Source organism: Pelomonas candidula (assembly GCF_043555985.1).
Lineage (GTDB): Bacteria > Pseudomonadota > Gammaproteobacteria > Burkholderiales > Burkholderiaceae_C > Pelomonas > Pelomonas candidula.
The window spans coordinates 18587-37954 of the sequence record NZ_JBIGIC010000009.1 but is presented as its reverse complement, the minus strand read 5'-3'; the positions used below and the strand labels follow the sequence as shown (position 1 = coordinate 37954).

Annotated in this window: 18 protein-coding genes; 15 read left to right on the top strand and 3 right to left on the bottom strand. The window is 68.3% G+C overall.

Annotated features, from left to right (window positions below; genetic code table 11):
* Window positions 1-221: 221 nt before the first annotated feature.
* From ACG04R_RS17775 to ACG04R_RS17760, 4 genes are all read left to right on the top strand, one after another.
* On the top strand, window positions 222-1352 hold the full coding sequence (locus ACG04R_RS17775) for an ABC transporter permease (RefSeq protein ID WP_394413650.1): 1131 nt from the start codon (window positions 222-224) through the stop codon (window positions 1350-1352).
* A gap of 12 nt (window positions 1353-1364) precedes the next feature.
* The gene (locus ACG04R_RS17770; RefSeq protein WP_394413647.1) at window positions 1365-2774 is read left to right on the top strand and encodes a bifunctional enoyl-CoA hydratase/phosphate acetyltransferase; all 1410 of its coding nucleotides are present in this window, start codon (window positions 1365-1367) and stop codon (window positions 2772-2774) included.
* On the top strand, window positions 2771-3970 hold the full coding sequence (locus tag ACG04R_RS17765; protein ID WP_394413644.1) for an acetate/propionate family kinase: 1200 nt from the start codon (window positions 2771-2773) through the stop codon (window positions 3968-3970). The genes ACG04R_RS17770 and ACG04R_RS17765 overlap by 4 nt, the downstream gene beginning before the upstream one ends.
* A gap of 233 nt (window positions 3971-4203) precedes the next feature.
* Complete coding sequence (locus tag ACG04R_RS17760; RefSeq protein WP_394413641.1) at window positions 4204-5328, top strand: 3-deoxy-7-phosphoheptulonate synthase; 1125 nt, start codon at window positions 4204-4206, stop codon at window positions 5326-5328.
* On the opposite strand, the gene ACG04R_RS17755 is transcribed toward ACG04R_RS17760, so the two are convergent.
* Window positions 5329-5943, bottom strand: a complete 615-nt coding sequence (locus ACG04R_RS17755; protein ID WP_394413638.1) for a 2OG-Fe(II) oxygenase — start codon at window positions 5941-5943, stop codon at window positions 5329-5331.
* A 128-nt stretch (window positions 5944-6071) separates the two neighbouring features.
* Here ACG04R_RS17755 and htpG point away from each other — a divergent pair, with 128 nt between their 5' ends.
* The 3 genes from htpG (at window position 6072) to ACG04R_RS17740 (ending at window position 8954) form a co-directional block, all read left to right on the top strand.
* Window positions 6072-7952, top strand: coding sequence for a molecular chaperone HtpG (gene htpG / locus ACG04R_RS17750; protein WP_394413634.1), 1881 nt, complete (start codon window positions 6072-6074; stop codon window positions 7950-7952).
* Window positions 7953-7965: 13 nt separating this feature from the next.
* A complete protein-coding gene (locus ACG04R_RS17745) occupies window positions 7966-8289 on the top strand; it encodes a DUF167 domain-containing protein (protein WP_394413631.1) in 324 nt (107 codons plus the stop codon).
* Between the two features lie 107 nt (window positions 8290-8396).
* A complete protein-coding gene (locus ACG04R_RS17740) occupies window positions 8397-8954 on the top strand; it encodes a GNAT family N-acetyltransferase (RefSeq protein ID WP_394413629.1) in 558 nt (185 codons plus the stop codon).
* On the opposite strand, the gene ACG04R_RS17735 is transcribed toward ACG04R_RS17740, so the two are convergent.
* Window positions 8882-9670: a Crp/Fnr family transcriptional regulator gene (locus ACG04R_RS17735; protein ID WP_394413626.1), complete on the bottom strand. Its 789-nt coding sequence runs from the start codon at window positions 9668-9670 to the stop codon at window positions 8882-8884. The genes ACG04R_RS17740 and ACG04R_RS17735 overlap by 73 nt on opposite strands.
* 120 nt (window positions 9671-9790) lie before the next feature.
* Here ACG04R_RS17735 and ACG04R_RS17730 point away from each other — a divergent pair, with 120 nt between their 5' ends.
* The 8 genes from ACG04R_RS17730 (at window position 9791) to ACG04R_RS17695 (ending at window position 18850) form a co-directional block, all read left to right on the top strand.
* Window positions 9791-11737, top strand: a complete 1947-nt coding sequence (locus ACG04R_RS17730; RefSeq protein WP_394413623.1) for an AMP-dependent synthetase/ligase — start codon at window positions 9791-9793, stop codon at window positions 11735-11737.
* Window positions 11734-12558 (top strand): ABC transporter ATP-binding protein, encoded by an 825-nt coding sequence (locus ACG04R_RS17725; RefSeq protein ID WP_394413621.1) that lies wholly within the window; start codon window positions 11734-11736, stop codon window positions 12556-12558. Before ACG04R_RS17730 ends, ACG04R_RS17725 begins: the two co-directional genes overlap by 4 nt.
* Window positions 12558-13487, top strand: a complete 930-nt coding sequence (locus ACG04R_RS17720; protein WP_394413618.1) for a branched-chain amino acid ABC transporter permease — start codon at window positions 12558-12560, stop codon at window positions 13485-13487. Before ACG04R_RS17725 ends, ACG04R_RS17720 begins: the two co-directional genes overlap by 1 nt.
* A 45-nt stretch (window positions 13488-13532) precedes the next feature.
* Window positions 13533-14597, top strand: coding sequence for a branched-chain amino acid ABC transporter permease (locus tag ACG04R_RS17715; protein ID WP_394413615.1), 1065 nt, complete (start codon window positions 13533-13535; stop codon window positions 14595-14597).
* A gap of 51 nt (window positions 14598-14648) precedes the next feature.
* Window positions 14649-15974, top strand: coding sequence for an ABC transporter substrate-binding protein (locus tag ACG04R_RS17710; protein ID WP_394413612.1), 1326 nt, complete (start codon window positions 14649-14651; stop codon window positions 15972-15974).
* A 535-nt stretch (window positions 15975-16509) separates the two neighbouring features.
* A complete protein-coding gene (locus ACG04R_RS17705; RefSeq protein ID WP_394413610.1) occupies window positions 16510-17316 on the top strand; it encodes an ABC transporter ATP-binding protein in 807 nt (268 codons plus the stop codon).
* The gene (locus ACG04R_RS17700) at window positions 17313-17612 is read left to right on the top strand and encodes a hypothetical protein (protein ID WP_394413607.1); all 300 of its coding nucleotides are present in this window, start codon (window positions 17313-17315) and stop codon (window positions 17610-17612) included. The genes ACG04R_RS17705 and ACG04R_RS17700 overlap by 4 nt, the downstream gene beginning before the upstream one ends.
* Before the next feature lie 62 nt (window positions 17613-17674).
* Complete coding sequence (locus ACG04R_RS17695) at window positions 17675-18850, top strand: phenylacetate--CoA ligase family protein (RefSeq protein ID WP_394414275.1); 1176 nt, start codon at window positions 17675-17677, stop codon at window positions 18848-18850.
* Window positions 18851-18853: 3 nt separating this feature from the next.
* Here the strand turns inward: ACG04R_RS17695 and ACG04R_RS17690 are convergent, their stop codons facing one another.
* A complete protein-coding gene (locus ACG04R_RS17690) occupies window positions 18854-19345 on the bottom strand; it encodes a VOC family protein (protein ID WP_394413604.1) in 492 nt (163 codons plus the stop codon).
* Window positions 19346-19368 lie beyond the last annotated feature (23 nt).

Sequence of the window (19368 nt, the reverse complement as noted above, 5' to 3'; positions counted from 1 at the left end):
AGCCCTGGCTCCACGCCCGGAATCCGTTCGTTGCGAAGCATTTCTCTTGCTCCCTTTAGCGCCGCCGAGCAGCGGAAGGCGGTGCGGTCGGGGGGAGCTCTTTGGTTACTTTCTGGCGGTCCAGAAAACCGAAGGTTTCGGCGAAGCCAAAGTAGGTCGCCCGCCGGGGCGAAATCCCGGCACGGGCCTTGCCAAAAACCGACTGTCGGAGGTTGACCAACATGCGCAACCTCAACCTCGCCCATGTCTACCGCCTCGGCATCAAGGAGCTGTGGAGCCTGTGGCGCGACCCCATGATGCTGGTGCTGATCGCCTACACGTTCAGCATCTCCATCTACGTCGCTGCGACCGCCATGCCCGAGAGCCTGCGCCACGCGGCCATCGCCATCGTCGACGAGGACGCGTCGCCGCTGTCCGCGCGGCTGGCATCGAGCTTCTACCCGCCGCAGTTCCGCAGCCCCGACCTGATCACCGCGCGCGACATCGACGCCGGCATGGACCGCGGCGACTACACCTTCGTGCTCGTCATCCCGCCCGGCTTCCAGCGCGACGTGCTGGCGGGCCGCCAGCCGGCGCTGCAGCTCAACGTCGATGCCACGCGCATGAGCCAGGCCTTCACCGGCGGCGGCTACATCCAGCAGATCGTCGCCGGCGAGGTCAATGCCTTCGTGCAGCGCCAGGCCGGTGCCACGGCCATGCCGGTGGAGCTGGCGCTGCGCATGCGCTTCAACCCCAACCTCGAGCACGCCTGGTTCGGCTCGCTGATGGAGATCATCAACAACGTGACCATGCTGTCCATCATCCTGACCGGGGCCGCGCTGATCCGCGAGCGCGAGCACGGCACGGTGGAGCATCTGCTCGTCATGCCGGTCACGCCGGCCGAGATCATGCTGGCCAAGGTCTGGTCCATGGGGCTGGTCGTGCTTGTCGCGGCCATGGCCTCGCTGGCCCTGGTCGTGCAGGGCGCGCTGCATGTGCCGGTGCAGGGCTCGGTGGCACTGTTCGGCCTGGCCGCGGCGCTGCACCTGTTCGCGACGACGTCGATGGGCATCTTCCTCGCGACGCTGGCGCGCTCCATGCCGCAGTTCGGCATGCTGCTGGTCCTCGTGCTGCTGCCGCTGCAGATGCTGTCGGGCGGCGTCACGCCGCGCGAGAGCATGCCGGCGCTGGTGCAGTGGGTCATGGAGGCCGCGCCGACGACGCACTTCGTCGCCGCCGGCCAGGCCATCCTCTACCGCGGCGCCGGGCTCGAAGTCGTCTGGCCGCAGTTGCTAGCGGTCGCCGCCATCGGCAGCGCGCTGTTCGCCGCGGCGCTGTCACGTTTTCGCAAGACCATCAGCCTGATGGCCTGAACAGGAGTTCCCTTGAACACGCCCCCTCTGCAATTGCTGCACAACCGCAGCTTCGACGAGATCGCCGTCGGCGACAGTGCCTCGCTGGAGCGCACCGTCACGGCGGCCGATCTGCAGCTCTTCGCCGTGCTGTCGGGCGACGTGAATCCGCAGCACCTGGACGCCGGCTTCGCCGCTTCCACGCGCTTTCACGGCGTCATCGCCCACGGCATGTTCGGCGGCGCGCTGATCTCGGCCGTGCTCGGCACGCGCCTGCCCGGCCCCGGCACCATCTATCTCGGCCAGACGCTGAAGTTCCTCGCGCCGGTGCGCATCGGCGACGTGCTGCAGGTGTGCGTGACCGTCACGTCCCGCGAGGCCGAACATCGCCGGCTGACGCTGGCCTGCCGGTGCGTGAATCAGCAGGGGCAGACGGTCATCGAGGGCGAGGCCGAGGTCATCGCGCCGCAGGAACGCATCGAGTGGCAGGCCAGCCAGCTGCCTGAGGTGCGCCTGAGCGAGGGCGGTGGCGGCCTGGCGCGGTTGCTGGCGGCGGTGCGGCCGCTGGGCGCGGTCAAGGTGGCGGTCGTCCATCCCTGCGACGCCGTCAGCCTCGGGGCTGCGCTGGAGGCGCGCGACGCCGGCCTCATCGAGCCGGTGTTGGTGGCGCCGCGTGCCCGCGTGGAGGCCGTGGCCGCCGAGCAGGGTTGGAATCTGGCCGGCATCGCCATCGACGACGTCGCGCACAGCCATGCCGCCGCCGCACGCGCGGCCGCGCTGGCCGGGCACGGCGAGGTGCAGGCGCTGATGAAGGGCAGTCTGCACACCGACGAGTTGATGACCGCCGTGCTGGACGCCAGCGCCGGCCTGCGCACCAGCCGCCGCGCCAGCCATTGCTTCCTGATGCAGACGCCGGCCTATCCGCGCCCGTTCATCATCACGGACGCAGCGCTCAACATCGCGCCGACGTTGGAGCAGAAGGCCGACATCGTGCGCAATGCCATCGAGCTGGCCCAGGCCATCGGCGTGGCGCGGCCCAAGGTGGCCATCCTGGCGGCGGTCGAGACCGTCAATGCGCACATGCCGGCGACGCTGGACGCCGCGGCGCTGTGCAAGATGGCCGACCGTGGCCAGATCACCGGCGCGGAGCTGGACGGGCCGCTGGCCTTCGACAACGCCGTTTCCATCGCCGCCGCGCGCATCAAGGGCATCCAGTCCGGCGTGGCGGGCCAGGCCGACGTGCTCGTCGTGCCTGACCTGGAGAGCGGCAACATGCTGGCCAAGCAGCTCGAATACCTGGGCGGTGCGGCCAGCGCCGGCATCGTCATGGGGGCCCGCGTGCCCATCGTGCTGACCAGCCGGGCCGACGGCGCCGAGTCCCGCATCGCCTCCTGTGCGCTGGCCGTGCTGCTGGCCCACCACTACCGGAGTACGCCGCCGTGAGCCTCACCGCCAACCCGCCCGCATCGGTCGTTGCCGTGCTGAACTGCGGCTCGTCCAGCATCAAGTTCGCCCTCTTCGATGCGAGCACGCAGGACCCGCCGCGCCAGCCCTGGTGGGGTGGCAAGGTGCAGGGCATTGGCAGCGCCGGCGCGCGCCTGCAGACGCAGGACGGCCTGGACCGTGCGCTGACCCTGGGCGAGGCCAAGCCGTATCACGATGCGCTGGGCGTCATCCGCGAGGCCATCCGTGCCCGCCTCGGGGCCGTGCCGGTGCGGGCTGTGGCCCACCGCGTCGTGCACGGCGGCGCCCATCATGCGGCGCCGTTGCGCGTCGATGCGGCCGCGCTGGCCGAGTTGCGTGGCTACATCCCGCTCGCCCCGCTGCACCAGCCCTTCGCGCTGGAGGCCATGGAGGTGCTGTTGCAGCAGCGGCCCGACCTGCCCCAGGTGGCTTGCTTCGACACCGCCTTCCACCACACGCTGCCCCAGGTCGAGCAGATGCTGCCGCTGCCCTGGTCGGCCTGGGGGCGCGGCCTGCGCCGTTACGGCTTCCACGGCCTGTCCTACGAGTACCAGTCCCTCGTGCTGCCGGAGCGCCACGGCGAGCTGGCGCGTGGGCGCTGCATCGTCGCCCACCTGGGCAGCGGCGCCAGCCTGTGCGCGCTGCAGGCTGGGCACAGCGTCGCGACGACGATGGGCTTCTCGGCGTTGGACGGGCTGATGATGGGCACGCGCTGCGGCGCGCTGGACCCGGGCGCGCTGCTCTATCTGATGGAGATCGAGGGCCTGGACGTGCACGAGGTGGGGCAGATGCTCTATCACCAGTCCGGCCTGCTCGGTGTGTCGGGCCGCTCGGCCGACCCGCGCGAGCTGCTCGCCCACGAGGCCGACGACCCGCGCTGCGCGGCGGCGCTGGGGCTGTTCGTGCGGCGCATCGTGAGGGAGATCGGCGCGCTGGTGGCCGTGCTCGGCGGGCTGGACCTGCTGGTCTTCACGGCCGGCATCGGCGAGCACCAGGCCGAAGTGCGCCGGCGCGTCGTGGCAGGGTTGGGCTTTCTCGGCCTCGTGCTGGACGATGAAGCCAACGCGCGCAACGAGGCGGTCATCTCGACCCTGGCCAGTGCGGTGCGGGTGGCGGTGGAGCCGACCAACGAGGAATGGGTGGCGGCGCGCCAGGCCTTGCAGCAGCTGTCATGACGCGGCCGGTGCCATCGCGCCGCGCGACGGCTGGTTTGCAAGCCGCCGAAACCGCGCCACGGCCATCGTGCTAGATTCCGCTCCCATGTCCCGCGCTGCCTACTTTAGCTTTTGGTTTTTTCCCCGCCCCGGCGGTGGAGAGTCCTGAGCGCGCGCGCTGAACAGCAAACTCCCCAAAAACCGCCGAGGCCGCCAAGCCCGGCGGTTTTTTTGTTTCTGAAAGGCTGATTCCGATGAACGCCAAAGTCTCCTCCGTCCAACCCGAAGCCCAGCGCTGGTACTCCCAGGACGACAAGACCAGCGCCACCGACGACGAGCGCATCGTCGACGTGACGCCGCTGCCGCCGCCGGAGCACCTGATCCGCTTCTTCCCGATCCGCGGCACCGCGATGGAGAACCTGATCAGCGGCACGCGCCAGCGCATTCGCCACATCATGAGCGGCAAGGACGACCGCCTGCTGGTGGTCATCGGCCCCTGCTCCATCCATGACCCTGCCGCGGCGCTGGACTACGCCCGCCGCCTGAAGGCCGAGCGCGAGAAGTACGCCGACACGCTGGAAATCGTCATGCGCGTCTACTTCGAGAAGCCGCGCACGACGGTGGGCTGGAAGGGCCTGATCAACGACCCCTACCTCGACGAGAGCTACCGTATCGACGAGGGCCTGCGCATCGCCCGCCAGCTGCTGCTGGAGATCAACCGCCTGGGCGTGCCGGCCGGCAGCGAGTTCCTGGACGTCATCTCACCGCAGTACATCGGCGACCTGATTGCCTGGGGCGCCATCGGCGCGCGCACGACGGAAAGCCAGGTGCACCGCGAGCTGGCTTCGGGCCTGTCCGCGCCCATCGGCTTCAAGAACGGCACAGACGGCAACATCAAGATCGCCACCGACGCCATCCAGGCAGCGGCCCGCGGCCACCATTTCCTGTCGGTCCACAAGAACGGCCAAGTGGCCATCGTCGAGACGCGCGGCAACGCCGACTGCCACGTCATCCTGCGCGGCGGCAAGGCGCCGAACTACGACGCGCAGAACGTCGCTGCGGCCTGTGCCGACCTGGAGAAGTCCAAGCTGCCGCAGCGCCTGATGGTGGACTGCTCGCACGCCAACTCCAGCAAGCAGCACCAACGCCAGCTGGACGTGGCGCGCGACATCGCCGGCCAGCTGCGCGAGGGCAGCAACAGCATCTTCGGCGTCATGGTGGAGAGCCACCTCAACGACGGCGCCCAGAAGTTCACGCCCGGCAAGGACGACCCGGCGGCGTTGGAGTACGGCAAGAGCATCACGGACGCCTGCCTGGGCTGGGATGACTCGCTGGCGGTGCTGGATGTGCTGAGCGAGGCGGTGAAGGCGCGCCGCTGATCAAGGGCCGTCCACCATGGCGCGGACGGCGTCCAGGCTCGGAAAGCTGGACTGTCCCGCGCCCACAAGCGGGTAGTACATGACGTCCGTGCGCAGCATGTACTTGGTGCCGGCTGTCACCACCGAGCCGCGGTGACGCAGGCGGTGGGGGAAGACGACGACATCGCCGCGCTCGCCACGCACGTCCGTCAGCGTGCCGTCGACGTCGAAGGTGGTTTCCCCGCCTTCGTAGTCGTCGCTGAGGTAGATCAGCAGCGTGAGCTGGCTGCGTTCGCCGTTGCCGCGCTCGAACGGGCCGTCGACGTGCCAGTCGAACTTCTGCGCCGCCGTGTAGCGGTAGAAGCGGAAGCGCTCGTTCAGCCCCGCCAGGCCGCGTGCCGCCCAGACGGGCGGCAGCTGCAGTGCGACACGCCGCCACACTTCGAGGGCCAGGTCGGCGCTGTCGAAGATGACACGGTCGTTGTTGCGCACGTCGCTTTCAAAGCGCACGCCGGTCTCGGTGTTGATCGTGGCCGGCTCGAAGCCGAAGCCTTCGGCCTGCTGGATGAAGCGGGTGCAGTCGGTGGCGGAGAAGACGTGGGGTAATCGGTGGATGCCGTGTCCGAAGTTGTGCATGGTGGCTGGAGATCCGAAGGGTTTACGCTGCCGGGTTGGCGCCGGATCTTGAAATCGGCGCGCCCGGCCTCAGGTGGGCGCCCTCAGGGCGGTGATGCCCGGCGATTCCCTAAAGTCTTTTCATTGCCATGACCAAGCAAACCCACGCTTTCCAAGCCGAAGTCAAACAGATTCTGCACCTCGTCACGCACAGCCTGTACTCCAACAAGGAGATCTTCCTGCGCGAGCTGGTCAGCAACGCGAGTGACGCCTGCGACAAGCTGCGCTTCGAGGCGCTGGACAACGCGGCGCTGTTCGAGGACCAGCCCAACCTGGAAGTGCGCATCAGCTTCGACGAGGAAGCGAAAACGCTGACCATCAGCGACAACGGCATCGGCATGAGCGCCGACGAGGCGGCGTCGCACCTGGGCACCATCGCCAAGAGCGGCACGCGCGAGTTCATGGCCAAGCTGGAGGGCGACCAGAAGAAGGACGCCCAGCTGATCGGCCAGTTCGGTGTGGGCTTCTACTCCGGCTTCATCGTGGCCGACCGCATCACCGTTGAGACCCGCCGCGCCGGTCTGCCGGCCGACCAGGCCGTGCGCTGGAGCAGCGAAGGCACCGGCGAGTACGAGCTGGAAAACATCACCAAGCCGGGCCGTGGCACCGACGTCATCCTGCACCTGCGCGAGGGCGAGGAAGAGTTCCTGAAGACCTGGCGCGTGAAGTCCACGGTCGCCAAGTACAGCGACCACATCTCCCTGCCCATCCTGATGAAGAAGGAGACCTGGGACGCCGAGAACGCCAAGCAGGTCATCACGGACGAGTGGGAGCCGGTGAACAAGGCTTCGGCGCTGTGGAGCCGGTCCAAGAGCGAGGTCACGCAGGAACAGTACGAAGAGTTCTACAAGCAGATCAGCCACGACAGCGAAGCGCCGCTGGCCTACACGCACAACCGCGTGGAAGGCCGCAGCGAGTACACGCAGCTGCTCTACATCCCGCAGAAGGCGCCGTTCGATCTGTGGAACCGCGACAAGCGCGGCGGCGTGAAGCTTTACGTCAAGCGCGTCTTCATCATGGACGACGCCGAGGCGCTGATGCCGGTCTACCTGCGCTTCGTCAAGGGCGTCATCGACTCGGCCGACCTGCCGCTGAACGTCTCCCGCGAGCTGCTGCAGGAAAGCCGCGACGTGAAGGCCATCCGCGAAGGCTCCACGAAGCGCGTGCTGGGCATGCTGGAGTCGCTTGCCAACAGCGAGGACGCCGCCGAGAAGCAGAAGTACGCCGACTTCTGGAAGGACTTCGGCCAGGTGCTGAAGGAAGGCATCGGCGAGGACCACGCCAACCAGGAGCGCCTGGCCAAGCTGTTCCGCTTCGCGTCCACGCACGCCGACGAGAACGTCAGCCTGGCCGACTACGTGTCGCGCGCCAAGGAAGGCCAGGACGTCATCTACTACATCACCGCCGACAGCCTGGCCGCCGCCAAGCACAGCCCGCAGCTGGAGATCTTCCGCAAGAAGGGCATCGAGGTGCTGCTGCTGGTGGACCGCGTCGACGAGTGGATGCTCAGTCACCTCTACGAGTTCGAAGGCAAGCAGTTGCAGTCCGTCGCCAAGGGCGCCGTGGACCTGGGCAAGCTGCAGGACGAGGACGAGAAGAAGAAGGCCGAGGAAGTCGCCGAGAGCCTGAAGCCGCTGATCGACAAGCTCAAGGAGTCGCTCAAGGACCGCGCCAAGGACGTGCGCGTGACGACCCGCCTGGTCGACTCGCCGGCCTGCATCGTCGTGGAAGAGGGCGATGTCAGCGGCCACCTCGCCCGCCTGCTGAAGCAGGCCGGCCAGCAGGCGCCTGTCGCTAAGCCGACGCTGGAGATCAACCCCGAGCACGCGCTCGTGAAGCGGCTAGACGGCAGCGCGCACTTCGACGATCTGGCCCAGGTGCTGTTCGACCAGGCGGTGCTGGCCGAAGGCGGCCATCTGGAAGACCCGGCCGCCTACGTGCGCCGCGTCAACGCGCTGCTGATCGGTTGACGACTTTCACGTTGTGCAACTCAAGGCCAAGCCCGGATCGTCCCGGTCCGAGCTGGCCCAGGAAGCCCACGGCACGTGGACGGCGCGGCTGAAGTCGCCGCCGGTGGACGGCAAGGCCAATGCCGAGCTGATCGCGCTGGTGGCCAGGCATTTCGGCTGCGCCAAGTCCGCCGTCAACATCCACAGCGGCGGCGGATCGCGCTTCAAAAGGGTGCGCGCGGAGCCGCCGGACTTGGCGTTTGTCACCTTGGCGACATCATCGGCGCGTGATGCCGCGCCTCTAGCGTGTATTTGTGACGGGAACGCGACAACACCCTTCACTACGGACTTCCCCTGAGGGCGACTCATCGGTACGCTACTTCGGGTTTGTACCGAGTTTCACGCCGTTTCATGGTCCTGATTGAGCCTAGCGATTCCGTCGCTGCCGTACAGCCGGCCGCCTTCTTGACCTCCCGTCTGGCGCTGCGCCCGCCGCGAGACGGCGACCTCGATACCTTGGTGGCGCTTTACGCCGACCCGGCCGTGACGCGCTTCTGCGCCGCCGCGACGCCGAACGGCCGTGACGCGACCCAGGCCCAGTTGCATGCCTGGACCAGGCACTGGCAGATCCACGGTTTCGGCCACTGGGCCATCGCCGAGCGCGAGCAGCCGAACACGCTGATCGGCTTTGGCGGCCTCATGCACCGCAGCGTGGCCGGCCATGCGGGCCTCTACCTCTACTACCGAATCACGCCGCAGGCCTGGGGTCGCGGCCTGGCGTCCGAGATGGCGCTGTACGCGATGCAGGAGGCCTTCGAGCAGCACGGCCAGTCCAGCGTCGTCGCCGCCGTGCTGCCCAACAACGCGCCCACGCGCAAGACGCTGGAGGGCCTGGGCCTGCGCCTCAAGGGCACGCTGGCCGACGGCCCTGGTGCCGCTACAGCGCTGCTCTACGAGATGACCGCCGAGCGCTGGGCGTCGCTGCCACGTGCGGAGCCCGAGGCCGTCGCCTTCGCTGCCTGATCCTCGGCCTGGAAGCGCCGCAGGCCCGCCAGGTCCAGCACCCGCAGCCCGCCGTACTCGATGCGGATCAGCCCGGCTTGCGCCAGCCGGTGCAGCGCCTGGTTCACGCGCTGGCGTGACAGGCCCACCAGATAGCCCAGTTCCTGCTGCGTGATGCGCAGCCAGCTGCCCACGCCCGGGTACAGCGTCGGGTGGAAGAGGGCCGCGAGGTTGCGCGCGACGCGCACGTCGGGGTCGTGGATGCGGTCGGTCTCGCGCGCGCCGATGAACTGGCCCAGCCGCTCGTTCAGCTGGTCCAGCACGAAGCGGTTGAAGGCGATGCTGCCGTCCAGCAGCGCGTGGAAGCTCTCGATTGGCAACCCGGCGACGACGCTGGGCCGCAGGGCTTGGATGTTGTAGCGGTAGCTCTCGCGCTTGAGCAGCGTGCCCTCGCCGAACCAGCCGCCCGGCGGGATGCCGGTGAACGTGACGGCCTGGCCGGTCGAGTCGTCGTTGCTCATCTTCAGCAGTCCGTCGACGACGCCGAACCAGAACGTGGCCGGCCGGCCGATGCGGCACAGGCGTTCGCCGGGCTGGGCGTCGGCGACCTCCAGCGTCATGACGGCCTGTTCGCGCTGACCGCCGTCCAGCAGCTTCAGCCAGGGGATGGCGTCCAGTTCCGCGGCCGTGGGGCGGCGGGCGCGTTGGCGCAGCGGGCGGGGCGTGGTGTCGGCCATGCGGGAAAGTCTGGGCCGTGAAGACCCGCAAATTGTCGTCGTACCGACAGATGGGCGTCAAAGTCCTGCGCAGAATGGGCTGCACAGACGCGGGCCCGAGCCTGCGCAACGGAGACAGGCTTGACGACTTTTCCCAGGCTCCTGCTCGACCACGCGGCCCGCCGGCCGGACGCGCCCGCGCTGCGTGAGAAGGCCTTCGGCATCTGGCAGACGCTGAGCTGGGCCCAGCTCGCGACGCTGGTGCAGGAGCTGGCGCAGGGGCTGTCGGCGGCGGGCCTGAGGCGCGGTCAGCACCTCGTCGTCATCGGCGAGAACCGGCCCCGGCTGTACGCGAGCATGCTGGCCGCGCAGTCGCTCGGCGCGGTGCCGGTGCCGCTGTACCAGGATGCCGTCGCGGCCGAGTTCGCCTTCCCGATCAACAACGCCGAGGTCGCGTTCGCCGTCGTCGAGGACCAGGAGCAGGTCGACAAGCTGCTGGAGCTGCGCGAGCAGTGCCCGCAGCTGCATCACATCTGGTTCGACGACCCGCGCGGCCTGCGCCATTACGACGAGCCGGGCCTGGCCTCGCTGGACCAGCTTGTCGAGGAAGGGCGGGCCGCACACCAGCGGCGGCCGCACTTCTTCGCGGCCGAGGTCGATGCCGGCCAGCCGGGCGACGTCGCGGCGCTGTTCTTCACGTCCGGCACGACGGGCCACCCCAAGGGCGTCATCCACACGCACGCCACGCTGATCGACCGCGCCCAGGCCGGGCAGCGCTTCGACAAGCTGACGCCCGACGAGGAAGTGCTGGCCTACCTGCCACCGGCGTGGATCGGCCAGAACATCTTCAGTTTCGCGCAGTGGCTGGCGGTGGGCTACGTCGTCAACTGCCCGGAGTCGGCCAGCACCGTCGGCATCGACCTGAAGGAGGTCGGCCCGACCTACTACTTCGCGCCGCCGCGCGTCTTCGAGGGGCTGCTGACGACGGTCATGATCCGCATGGAGGACGCGTCCGCGCCCAAGCGCTGGCTGTTCGAGCGCTTCATGGCGTTGGCCCGTCGCGTTGGGCCCCAGCTCATGGACGGCCAGCGCGTCGGCCCGCTCGACCGCCTGGCCTACGCGCTGGGCGACCTGCTCATCTACGGCCCGCTGCGCAACACGCTGGGCTTCTCGCGCGTGCGCGTCGCCTACACCGCGGGCGAGGCCATCGGGCCGGATCTGTTCAGCTTCTACCGCGCCATCGGCATCAACCTCAAGCAGCTCTACGGCTCGACCGAGACGGCCGTGTTCGTCTGCCTGCAGCCCGACCACGAAGCCCGTGCCGACACCGTGGGCGTGCCCATCGACGGCGTGGAGATCAAGCTCACCGACAGTGGCGAACTGCTGGTGCGTTCGCCCGGGTTGCTGAAGGGCTACTACAAGAACGACGCGGCGACCGCCGAGGCGCTGACGCCGGACGGCTGGTTCCACACCGGTGACGCCGGCTTCCTGACGCCGGGCGGCCACGTCAAGATCATCGACCGCGCCAAGGATGTCGGCCGGCTCCGGGGCGGCGCCTTCGACGGCGCGATGTTTGCGCCCAAGTACGTCGAGAACAAGCTGAAGTTCTTCCCGCACATCAAGGAGGCGGTCTGCTTCGGCGACCAGCGCGAGAAGGTCTGCGCCTTCATCAACATCGACTTCGAGGCCGTCGGCAACTGGGCCGAGCGCCGCAACCTGCCCTACGCCGGCTACACCGACCTGGCCCAGCGCCCCGAGGTCTACCAGCTGATGCTGGAGTGCGTGGAGAAGGTCAATGCCGACCTGGCCCAGGACGAACTGCTGGCGGGCAGCCAGATCAGCCGCTTCCTCGTGCTGCACAAGGAGCTGGACGCCGACGATGGCGAGCTGACGCGCACGCGCAAGGTCCGCCGCGGCGCCATCGCCGAGAAGTACGGCGTGCTTATCGACGCGCTGTACGACGGCAAGGTGTCTCAGCACATCGAGACGCAGGTCAGGTTCGAGGACGGCCGCACAGCGCTGGTGGCGGCGGACCTGCGCATCGTCGAAGCCAGGACCTTCCCGGCCGTCAAGGGCGTAGCCGCATGAAGAAGATCGGCGACGTCATCCTCGACGTGAAGAACATCTCGCTGGCCTTCGGCGGCGTGAAGGCGCTCACCGACATCAGCTTCGACGTCCGCGAGCACGAGATCCGCGCCATCATCGGCCCCAACGGCGCGGGCAAGAGCTCGATGCTGAACTGCATCAACGGCGTCTACCAGCCGCAGCAGGGCGAGATCACGCTGCGCGGCCGGCACTACCACCACATGAAGCCGCGCCAGGTCGCCGAGATGGGCGTGGCGCGGACCTTCCAGAACCTCGCGCTGTTCAAGGGCATGAGCGTGCTGGACAACATCATGACCGGCCGCAACCTGCGCATGAAACGGGGCCTGCTCTGGCAGGCGCTGCACGTCGGCCCGGCGCGGCGCGAGGAGACCGAGCAGCGCGCGGTGGTGGAGCGCATCATCGACTTCCTCGAGATCCAGGCGCACCGCAAGACGCCGGTGGGCCGCCTGCCCTACGGCCTGCAGAAGCGCGTGGACCTGGGCCGGGCCCTCGCGATGGAGCCCAGCCTGCTGCTGCTGGACGAACCCATGGCCGGCATGAACGTGGAGGAGAAGCAGGACATGTGCCGCTTCATCCTCGACGTCAACGACGAGTTCGGCACGACCATCGTGCTGATCGAGCACGACATGGGCGTGGTCATGGACATCTCGGACCGCGTCGTCGTGCTGGACTACGGCAGGAAGATCGGCGACGGCACGCCGGACGACGTGCGCGGCAATGCGGACGTGATCCGCGCCTACCTGGGCGGCGAGGCGCCGCCGGCGCCGGCGGTGACGACCACGATGCATGCGGAGGCGGCGTGATGGGCCCATTTCTCGAGACACTGATCGGCGGCCTGATGGCCGGCATGCTGTATTCGCTGATCGCGCTGGGCTTCGTGCTGATCTTCAAGGCCAGCGGCGTCTTCAATTTCGCGCAGGGGGCGATGGTGCTGTTCGCCGCGCTGGCGATGGCGCGCTTCGCCGAATGGATTCAGAAGGCCACGGGGCTGGACGGCAAGCTGGTCGTCAACCTGCTGGCTTTTGCCGGGGCGATGGTGGTGATGGTCGTCGTCGCGTGGCTGGTGGAGCGGCTGGCGCTGTCCCGGCTCGTGAACCAGGAAGGCATCACGCTGCTGATGGCCACGCTGGGCATCGCCTACCTGCTGGAGGGCGCGGGCCAGATGCTGTTCGGCAACGACATCTACAAGATCGACATCGGCCTGCCCAAGGACCCGATGTTCCTGTTCGAGCAGACCTTCGAGGGCGGCATCCTTGTCAGCAAGGAAGACCTCTACGCGGCGCTGATCGCGGCGGCGCTGGTGGCAGGCCTGAGCCTGTTTTTCCAGAAGACCGCCACCGGCCGCGCGCTGCGCGCCGTGGCTGACGACCACCAGGCGGCGCAGAGCATCGGCATCCCGCTGTCGCGCATCTGGGTCATCGTCTGGAGCGTGGCCGGCTTCGTCGCGCTGGTGGCCGGCATGATCTGGGGCAGCAAGCTGGGCGTGCAGTTCTCGCTGTCGCTGGTGGCGCTGAAGGCGCTGCCGGTCGTCATCCTGGGCGGGCTGACCAGTGTGCCCGGCGCCATCGTCGGCGGTCTGCTGATCGGCGTGGGCGAGAAGCTCTCGGAGGCCTACCTCGGGCCGGCGCTGGGCGGCGGCATCGAGTACTGGTTCGGTTATGTGCTGGTGCTCGTCGTGCTGCTGGTGCGGCCGCAGGGCCTCTTCGGGGAGAAGATCATTGATCGCGTCTGAGCCCATTTCGACACGGTGTGTTCTTGTGCCGGCCGGGAGCTGACCATGCTCTACCGCGAAAACGGCCAGTTCAAGACGACCTACCCGGCGGACAGCCAGATCCTGCCCATCCGCCAGGATCGCATCGCCTTTGCCGTGCTGATGGCCGTGGCCTTCGTCGCCGTGCCGCTGCTGTCCAGCGAGTACCTGCTGCGCGCGGTGCTGATCCCGTTTCTCATCCTGTCGCTCGCGGCGCTGGGCTTGAACGTGCTGGTCGGCTATTGCGGCCAGATCTCCCTCGGCTCGGGCGCCTTCATGGCCGTGGGCGCCTACGTGGCCTACAACTGCCAGGCTCGCTTCGAGGGCATGCCGCTGATCGTGTCGCTGCTGGCCGGTGGCCTGGGCGCGACCGTGCTGGGCGTGGCTTTCGGCCTGCCGTCGCTGCGCATCAAGGGGCTGTACCTGGCGGTCGCGACGCTGGCCGCACAGTTCTTCGTCGACTGGGCCTGCCTGCGGCTGAAGTGGGTCACCAACGATTCGACGTCGGGCTCGGTCAGCGTGGCCAACCTGAATCTGTTCGGCGTACCCATCGAGTCGCCGCAGTCGCGCTACCTGCTGTGTCTGGGGCTGGTCGTGTTGTTCGCGTTGCTGACGAAAAACATCGTGCGCGGCCACATCGGCCGCTCGTGGATGGCCATGCGCGACATGGACGTTGCGGCCGCCGTCATTGGCATCCGGCCCATGCAGGCCAAGCTCAGCGCCTTCGCCGTCAGCAGCTTCATCATCGGCGTGGCCGGTGCGCTGTGGGGCTTCATCCACCTGGGTTCGTGGGAGCCGGCGGCCTTCGGCATCAACCGCTCGTTCGACCTGCTGTTCATGGTCATCATCGGCGGACTGGGCTCGATCTCGGGCGCCTTCTTCGGCGCCGCCTTCATCGTCGTGCTGCCGCTGCTGCTGGACAAGCTGCCCTACTGGACGGGCCTGCCGATGGACACGGCCACCGCCTCGCATCTCGCGCTGATGATCTTCGGTGCGTTGATCGTCTTCTTCCTCATCAAGGAACCCCACGGTCTCGCGCGACTCTGGGCCACGGCCAAGGAGAAGCTGCGCCTCTGGCCGTTTCCCCATTGAATCCGCCGCATTGATCCTCACTGACCACAACGACGACAGGAGACAACGCTCATGAAGACCTTCATCGCCTGTGCGGCCCTGGCCGCTTTGCAGTTGTTCGCGGCACCCGCTGCCGTGGCGCAAGCCAAGGAGCAGTTCTTTCCGTTGCTGGTCTACCGCACCGGTCCCTACTCGCCCAACGGCACGCCCTGGGCCAACGGCAAGCAGGACTACATCAAGCTCATCAACGCCCGCGACGGGGGTGTCAACGGTGTGAAGCTGACCTATGAAGAATGCGAGACCGGCTACGCGACCGACAAGGGCGTGGAGTGCTACGAGCGGCTGAAGGGCAAGGGCCAGTTCGGCGCGACGCTGTTCGACCCGCAGGCCACCGGCATCACGTTCGCGCTGACCGACAAGGTGCCGCACGACAAGATCCCGCTGGTCACGCTGGGCTACGGCCTGTCGGCGTCGGCCGATGGCGGCGTGTTCGCGTGGAATTTCCCGCTGATGGGCAGCTACTGGACGGCGGCGGACGTGCTGATCCAGCACCTCGGCAAGAAGGAGGGCGGGCTCGACAAGCTCAGAGGCAAGAAGATCGCGCTGGTCTATCACGACAGCCCCTTCGGCAAGGAACCCATCCCGCTGCTGGAAGAGCGCAGCAAGATGCACGGTTTCGAGCTGGTGAAGATCCCCGTCACGGCGCCGGGCGTGGAGCAGAAGTCGGCCTGGCTGGAGGTGCGCAAGCAGCGGCCCGACTACGTGCTGCTGTGGGGCTGGGGCGTCATGAACTCCACGGCGCTGAAGGAGGCCCAGGCCACCGGCTACCCGCGCGAGAAGATGTACGGCGTCTGGTGGTCGGGCGCCGAGCCCGACGTGAAGGACGTGGGCGAGGGCGCCAAGGGCTACAACGCGCTGAACCTCAACACGTCGGGTCAGTCGCCCAAGGTCATCCAGGACATCCTGAAGCTGGTGCATGACAAGGGCCAGGGCACGGGGCCGCGCGACGAGGTGGGTTCGGTGCTGTACACGCGCGGCCTCGTCATCCAGGCGCTGGCGGTCGAAGGCGTGCGGCGTGCGCAGGAGCGCTTCGGCAAGGGCAAGGTCATGACCGGCGAACAGGTCCGCTGGGGCCTGGAGAACCTGGCGCTGGACGACAAGAAGCTGGCGGCGCTGGGCCTCACGGGCGTGATCCGCCCGATCAGCACGAGCTGCTACGACCATCAGGGCTCGACCTGGGTGCGCGTGCACACCTGGGATGGCAAGCAGTGGGCGTTCAGCTCCGACTGGTACCAGGCCGACGAGCAGATCATCAAGCCGATGGTGAAGGCTGCGGCGGACAAGTACGCGAGCGAGAAGAAGCTGACGCGGCGGACGCCGGCGGAGTGTCAGAGCTGATGATGGCTTCCCGCTGCTTTGGCTTGCTGGCAAGGCCCAGCCGGGAGTTCGCCCCGGCGGGCGACCTTCTTTTTGAGCGACCAAAAAGAAGGCAAAAAGTCGCCCCTGCTCCGTCGCCCCTCGCTGCGCTCGGGGTTCCCTGCGATGCTCGCAACCCGAGGCTCGCGCAGAACTCGCTCTGCTACGCGCCGCTCAAACAGCTGCGCGAAGTCAGTGGTCGAAGCGCGCTACGCGCGCGCCTCGGGTTGCTGCGCTTCTCGGCTCCTCCAAAGGGGTGTGAAAGAGCAGCCGAGCAGCCAACAGCCAAACCCGCAAGCCGGCTGACGCCGGCTGTTCGGGTTGCCCCCTTTAGCACCGCCGAGCAGCGCAGGGAACCGCTCGCTTGGCGAGCGGCGGTGCGGTCGGGGGGAGCTCTTTGCCTACTTTCTGGCGGTCCAGAAAACCGAAGGTTTCGGCGAAGCCAAAGTAGGTCGCCCGTCTGGGCGAAATCCCGGCACGGTCATGGGCATCGAGCCGACATCGCGAAGGGCATCCAATGACCGCACCGTTCCTCAACGTCAACGGCATCGAGGTCATCTACAACCACGTCATCCTCGTGCTCAAGGGCGTCTCCCTGCAGGTCAACGAAGGCAGCATCGTCGCGCTGCTCGGAGGCAACGGCGCTGGCAAGACGACCACGCTCAGAGCCGTGTCCAACCTGCTGGAAGGCGAGCGCGGCGAGGTTACCAAGGGTGCCATCGAGCTGCGCGGCGAGCGCATCGAGCGGCTGTCCACGGCAGCGATGGTCGACCGCGGTGTCGTGCAGGTCATGGAGGGCCGGCACTGCTTCGCTCACCTGACCATCGAGGAGAACCTGATGACCGGCGCCTACACGCGCAAGGACGGTCGCGGCGCGGTCGCGGCGACGCTGGAGAAGGTCTACGCCTACTTCCCGCGCCTGAAGACGCGCCGCGCCAGCCAGGCGGCCTACACGTCCGGCGGCGAGCAGCAGATGTGCGCCATCGGCCGCGCGCTGATGGCCAACCCGAAGATGGTGCTGCTGGACGAGCCGTCGATGGGCCTGGCGCCACAGATCGTCGAGGAGGTGTTCGAGATCGTGCGCGACCTCAACGCCAAGGAGCGCACGACCTTCCTCATCGCCGAGCAGAACACCAGCATGGCGCTGCGCCATGCCGACTATGGCTACATCCTGGAAAACGGCCGCGTCGTCATGGACGGCTCGGCCGCCGACCTGCGCGAGAACGAGGACGTCAAGGAGTTCTACCTCGGCGTCGGCGGGGAAGGGCGGCGCAGCTTCAAGGACGTGAAGAGCTACAAGCGAAGGAAGAGGTGGCTGGCATGAGTGACGAGACCTGGGACATCCCCGCGCCGGCGTTCAATGCGGAGGCAACCCTGCTGACGCTCAAGCGCTTCATCCGCGATCAGGGCGGACTGGCGGAGCGCGGCGATGGCTGGGTGCTGGGCGGCAACGTCGTGCTGAAGCTGGCGCTCGATGGCACTGCGATCAAGGCGCAGCTGGCGAGGCGGCCGGCGAACACGCCCGAATGGGACAGCTTCACGCTGAAGTCCGCGCCCGACGCGCGCAAGCTGCAGGACGAACTCAAGCGACGGTTGCTGCGCTGGAAGGACCGGGAGTGAAATCCGGAGATTTTTTTGACGCCCTGGAGACGCGTGATCCCGCCGAGCGCGAGGCCGCGCTGATGGCCGCGCTGCCGGTGCAGGTCGCGCATGCGCAGGCCAGCAGCCCGGCCTACACGGAGCTGCTGGCGGGCGTCGATGCGGCGGCCATCACGTCGCGCGTCGCGCTGGCCACGTTGCCGCTGACGCGCAAGAGCAGCCTCGCCGCGGCCCAGGCTGCGCGGCGCTCGCTGCGGCTGGGCGGGTTCGCGGCCGGCGCGCCGCGGCGCGTGTTCCAGTCGCCCGGCCCGCTGTACGAGCCCGAGCCCGATGCCGACGGCGCCGACCCCTGGCGCATCGCCCGTGCGCTGCACGCGGCCGGCATCCGCGCGGGACAGCTGGCGCACGTGAGCTTCAGCTATCACCTGACGCCGGCCGGCGCCATGATGGAAGCCGGCCTGCGCGCCATCGGCGCGGCGAGCTTTCCGGGCGGTGTCGGCAACACCGAGTTGCAACTGCAGGCGCTGCTTGACCTGCAGCCCGAGGCCTATGCCGGCACGCCCAGCTTCCTGCGCATCCTGCTGGAGAAGGCCGCCGACGCCGGCCACACGCTGCCGTGGCTGCGGCATGCCCTCGTCAGCGGCGAGGCCTGCCCACCAGCACTGGTGGCCTGGTTCGCCGAGCGCGGCGTGGACGCCAGCCAGTGCTATGCGACGGCCGACCTGGGTCTCATCGCCTACCAGACCGCGGCGCGCGACGGGCTGGTCGTCGACGAAGGTGTCATCGTCGAGATCGTGCGCCCGGGCTCGGGCGAGCCTCTGCCCGAGGGCGAGGTCGGCGAGGTCGTCGTGACGACGCTCTCGCCAGGCTACCCGCTGATCCGCTTCGCCACGGGCGACCTGTCCGCGGTGCTGCCGGGCGCGAGCCCTTGCGGCCGCACCAACCAGCGCCTGCGCGGCTGGCTGGGCCGGGCCGACCAGTCCGCCAAGGTGCGCGGCATGTTCGTGCACGCCGGGCAGGTGGCCGAGGTGCTGGCGCGTTGCGGCCAGCGTGGCCGCGCCCGGCTGGTCGTCGACGGCGAACTCGCCAACGACCGCATGAGCCTGCAGGTCGAGGCGCCGGCCGAGGAAGGCCTCGTCGAGCGCCTGCAGCTGGCGCTGCGAGACGTCACCAAGCTGCGCGGCGATGTGGAGCTGCAAGCGCTGGGAAGCCTCCCCAACGACGGCCGCGTCATCGAGGACCGCCGTCAGGTGGGGTGACGCTCAGGCGTTGACCTGATCGACCACCAGGCGGTGGGCCTCGTCGAACACCCAGGCATCCTCGTAGTCGACCTCGAACAGATGGCCGTCCGGGTCGGCGAAGTAGCCGGCGACGCCCCAGTGCGTGCGCGTGGCCGGCTTGACGAGACGGCCGCCGGCCGACACGGCCCGAGCCAGGATGCGCGCGACGTCATCGGGTGAGCGGGCCAGATGGATGAGGGCGATGCCCGCAAAGCCGCTGCCGTACGGTGAGTCGAACTGCGCGTCCTTCGCCAGATCCGTCCGCGAGATCAGGCACAGCGCCTGGCCGCCCAGGTCGAACTTCGCGAAGCCGGCGTTGCCGGTGGGCGACTTCGTCCAGCCGAGCGCCTCGTAAAACTGCGTCGAGCGCTCGACGCTTTCCACGCCCAGCAGGATCAGGTGCAGCCGCTGGCTGGGCGGCAGCGCCTCGCGGGCGTTGGCTTGGAAGACGTGGCCGACTGGTTGCTCCAGCATTCCGAATCCCTGCGTGTCGTGGC

What these genes read in the sequence shown, in the direction of transcription:
- ACG04R_RS17775 (WP_394413650.1), top strand. Translation starts at nt 222, where the DNA reads ATGCGCAACCTCAACCTCGCCCATGTCTACCGCCTCGGCATCAAGGAG.
- ACG04R_RS17760 (WP_394413641.1), top strand. Translation starts at nt 4,204, where the DNA reads ATGAACGCCAAAGTCTCCTCCGTCCAACCCGAAGCCCAGCGCTGGTAC.
- ACG04R_RS17755 (WP_394413638.1), bottom strand. Translation starts at nt 5,943, where the DNA reads ATGCACAACTTCGGACACGGCATCCACCGATTACCCCACGTCTTCTCC.
- htpG (WP_394413634.1), top strand. Translation starts at nt 6,072, where the DNA reads ATGACCAAGCAAACCCACGCTTTCCAAGCCGAAGTCAAACAGATTCTG.
- ACG04R_RS17735 (WP_394413626.1), bottom strand. Translation starts at nt 9,670, where the DNA reads ATGGCCGACACCACGCCCCGCCCGCTGCGCCAACGCGCCCGCCGCCCC.
- ACG04R_RS17725 (WP_394413621.1), top strand. Translation starts at nt 11,734, where the DNA reads ATGAAGAAGATCGGCGACGTCATCCTCGACGTGAAGAACATCTCGCTG.
- ACG04R_RS17720 (WP_394413618.1), top strand. Translation starts at nt 12,558, where the DNA reads ATGGGCCCATTTCTCGAGACACTGATCGGCGGCCTGATGGCCGGCATG.
- ACG04R_RS17715 (WP_394413615.1), top strand. Translation starts at nt 13,533, where the DNA reads ATGCTCTACCGCGAAAACGGCCAGTTCAAGACGACCTACCCGGCGGAC.
- ACG04R_RS17710 (WP_394413612.1), top strand. Translation starts at nt 14,649, where the DNA reads ATGAAGACCTTCATCGCCTGTGCGGCCCTGGCCGCTTTGCAGTTGTTC.
- ACG04R_RS17705 (WP_394413610.1), top strand. Translation starts at nt 16,510, where the DNA reads ATGACCGCACCGTTCCTCAACGTCAACGGCATCGAGGTCATCTACAAC.
- ACG04R_RS17700 (WP_394413607.1), top strand. Translation starts at nt 17,313, where the DNA reads ATGAGTGACGAGACCTGGGACATCCCCGCGCCGGCGTTCAATGCGGAG.
- ACG04R_RS17695 (WP_394414275.1), top strand. Translation starts at nt 17,675, where the DNA reads ATGGCCGCGCTGCCGGTGCAGGTCGCGCATGCGCAGGCCAGCAGCCCG.
- ACG04R_RS17690 (WP_394413604.1), bottom strand. Translation starts at nt 19,345, where the DNA reads ATGCTGGAGCAACCAGTCGGCCACGTCTTCCAAGCCAACGCCCGCGAG.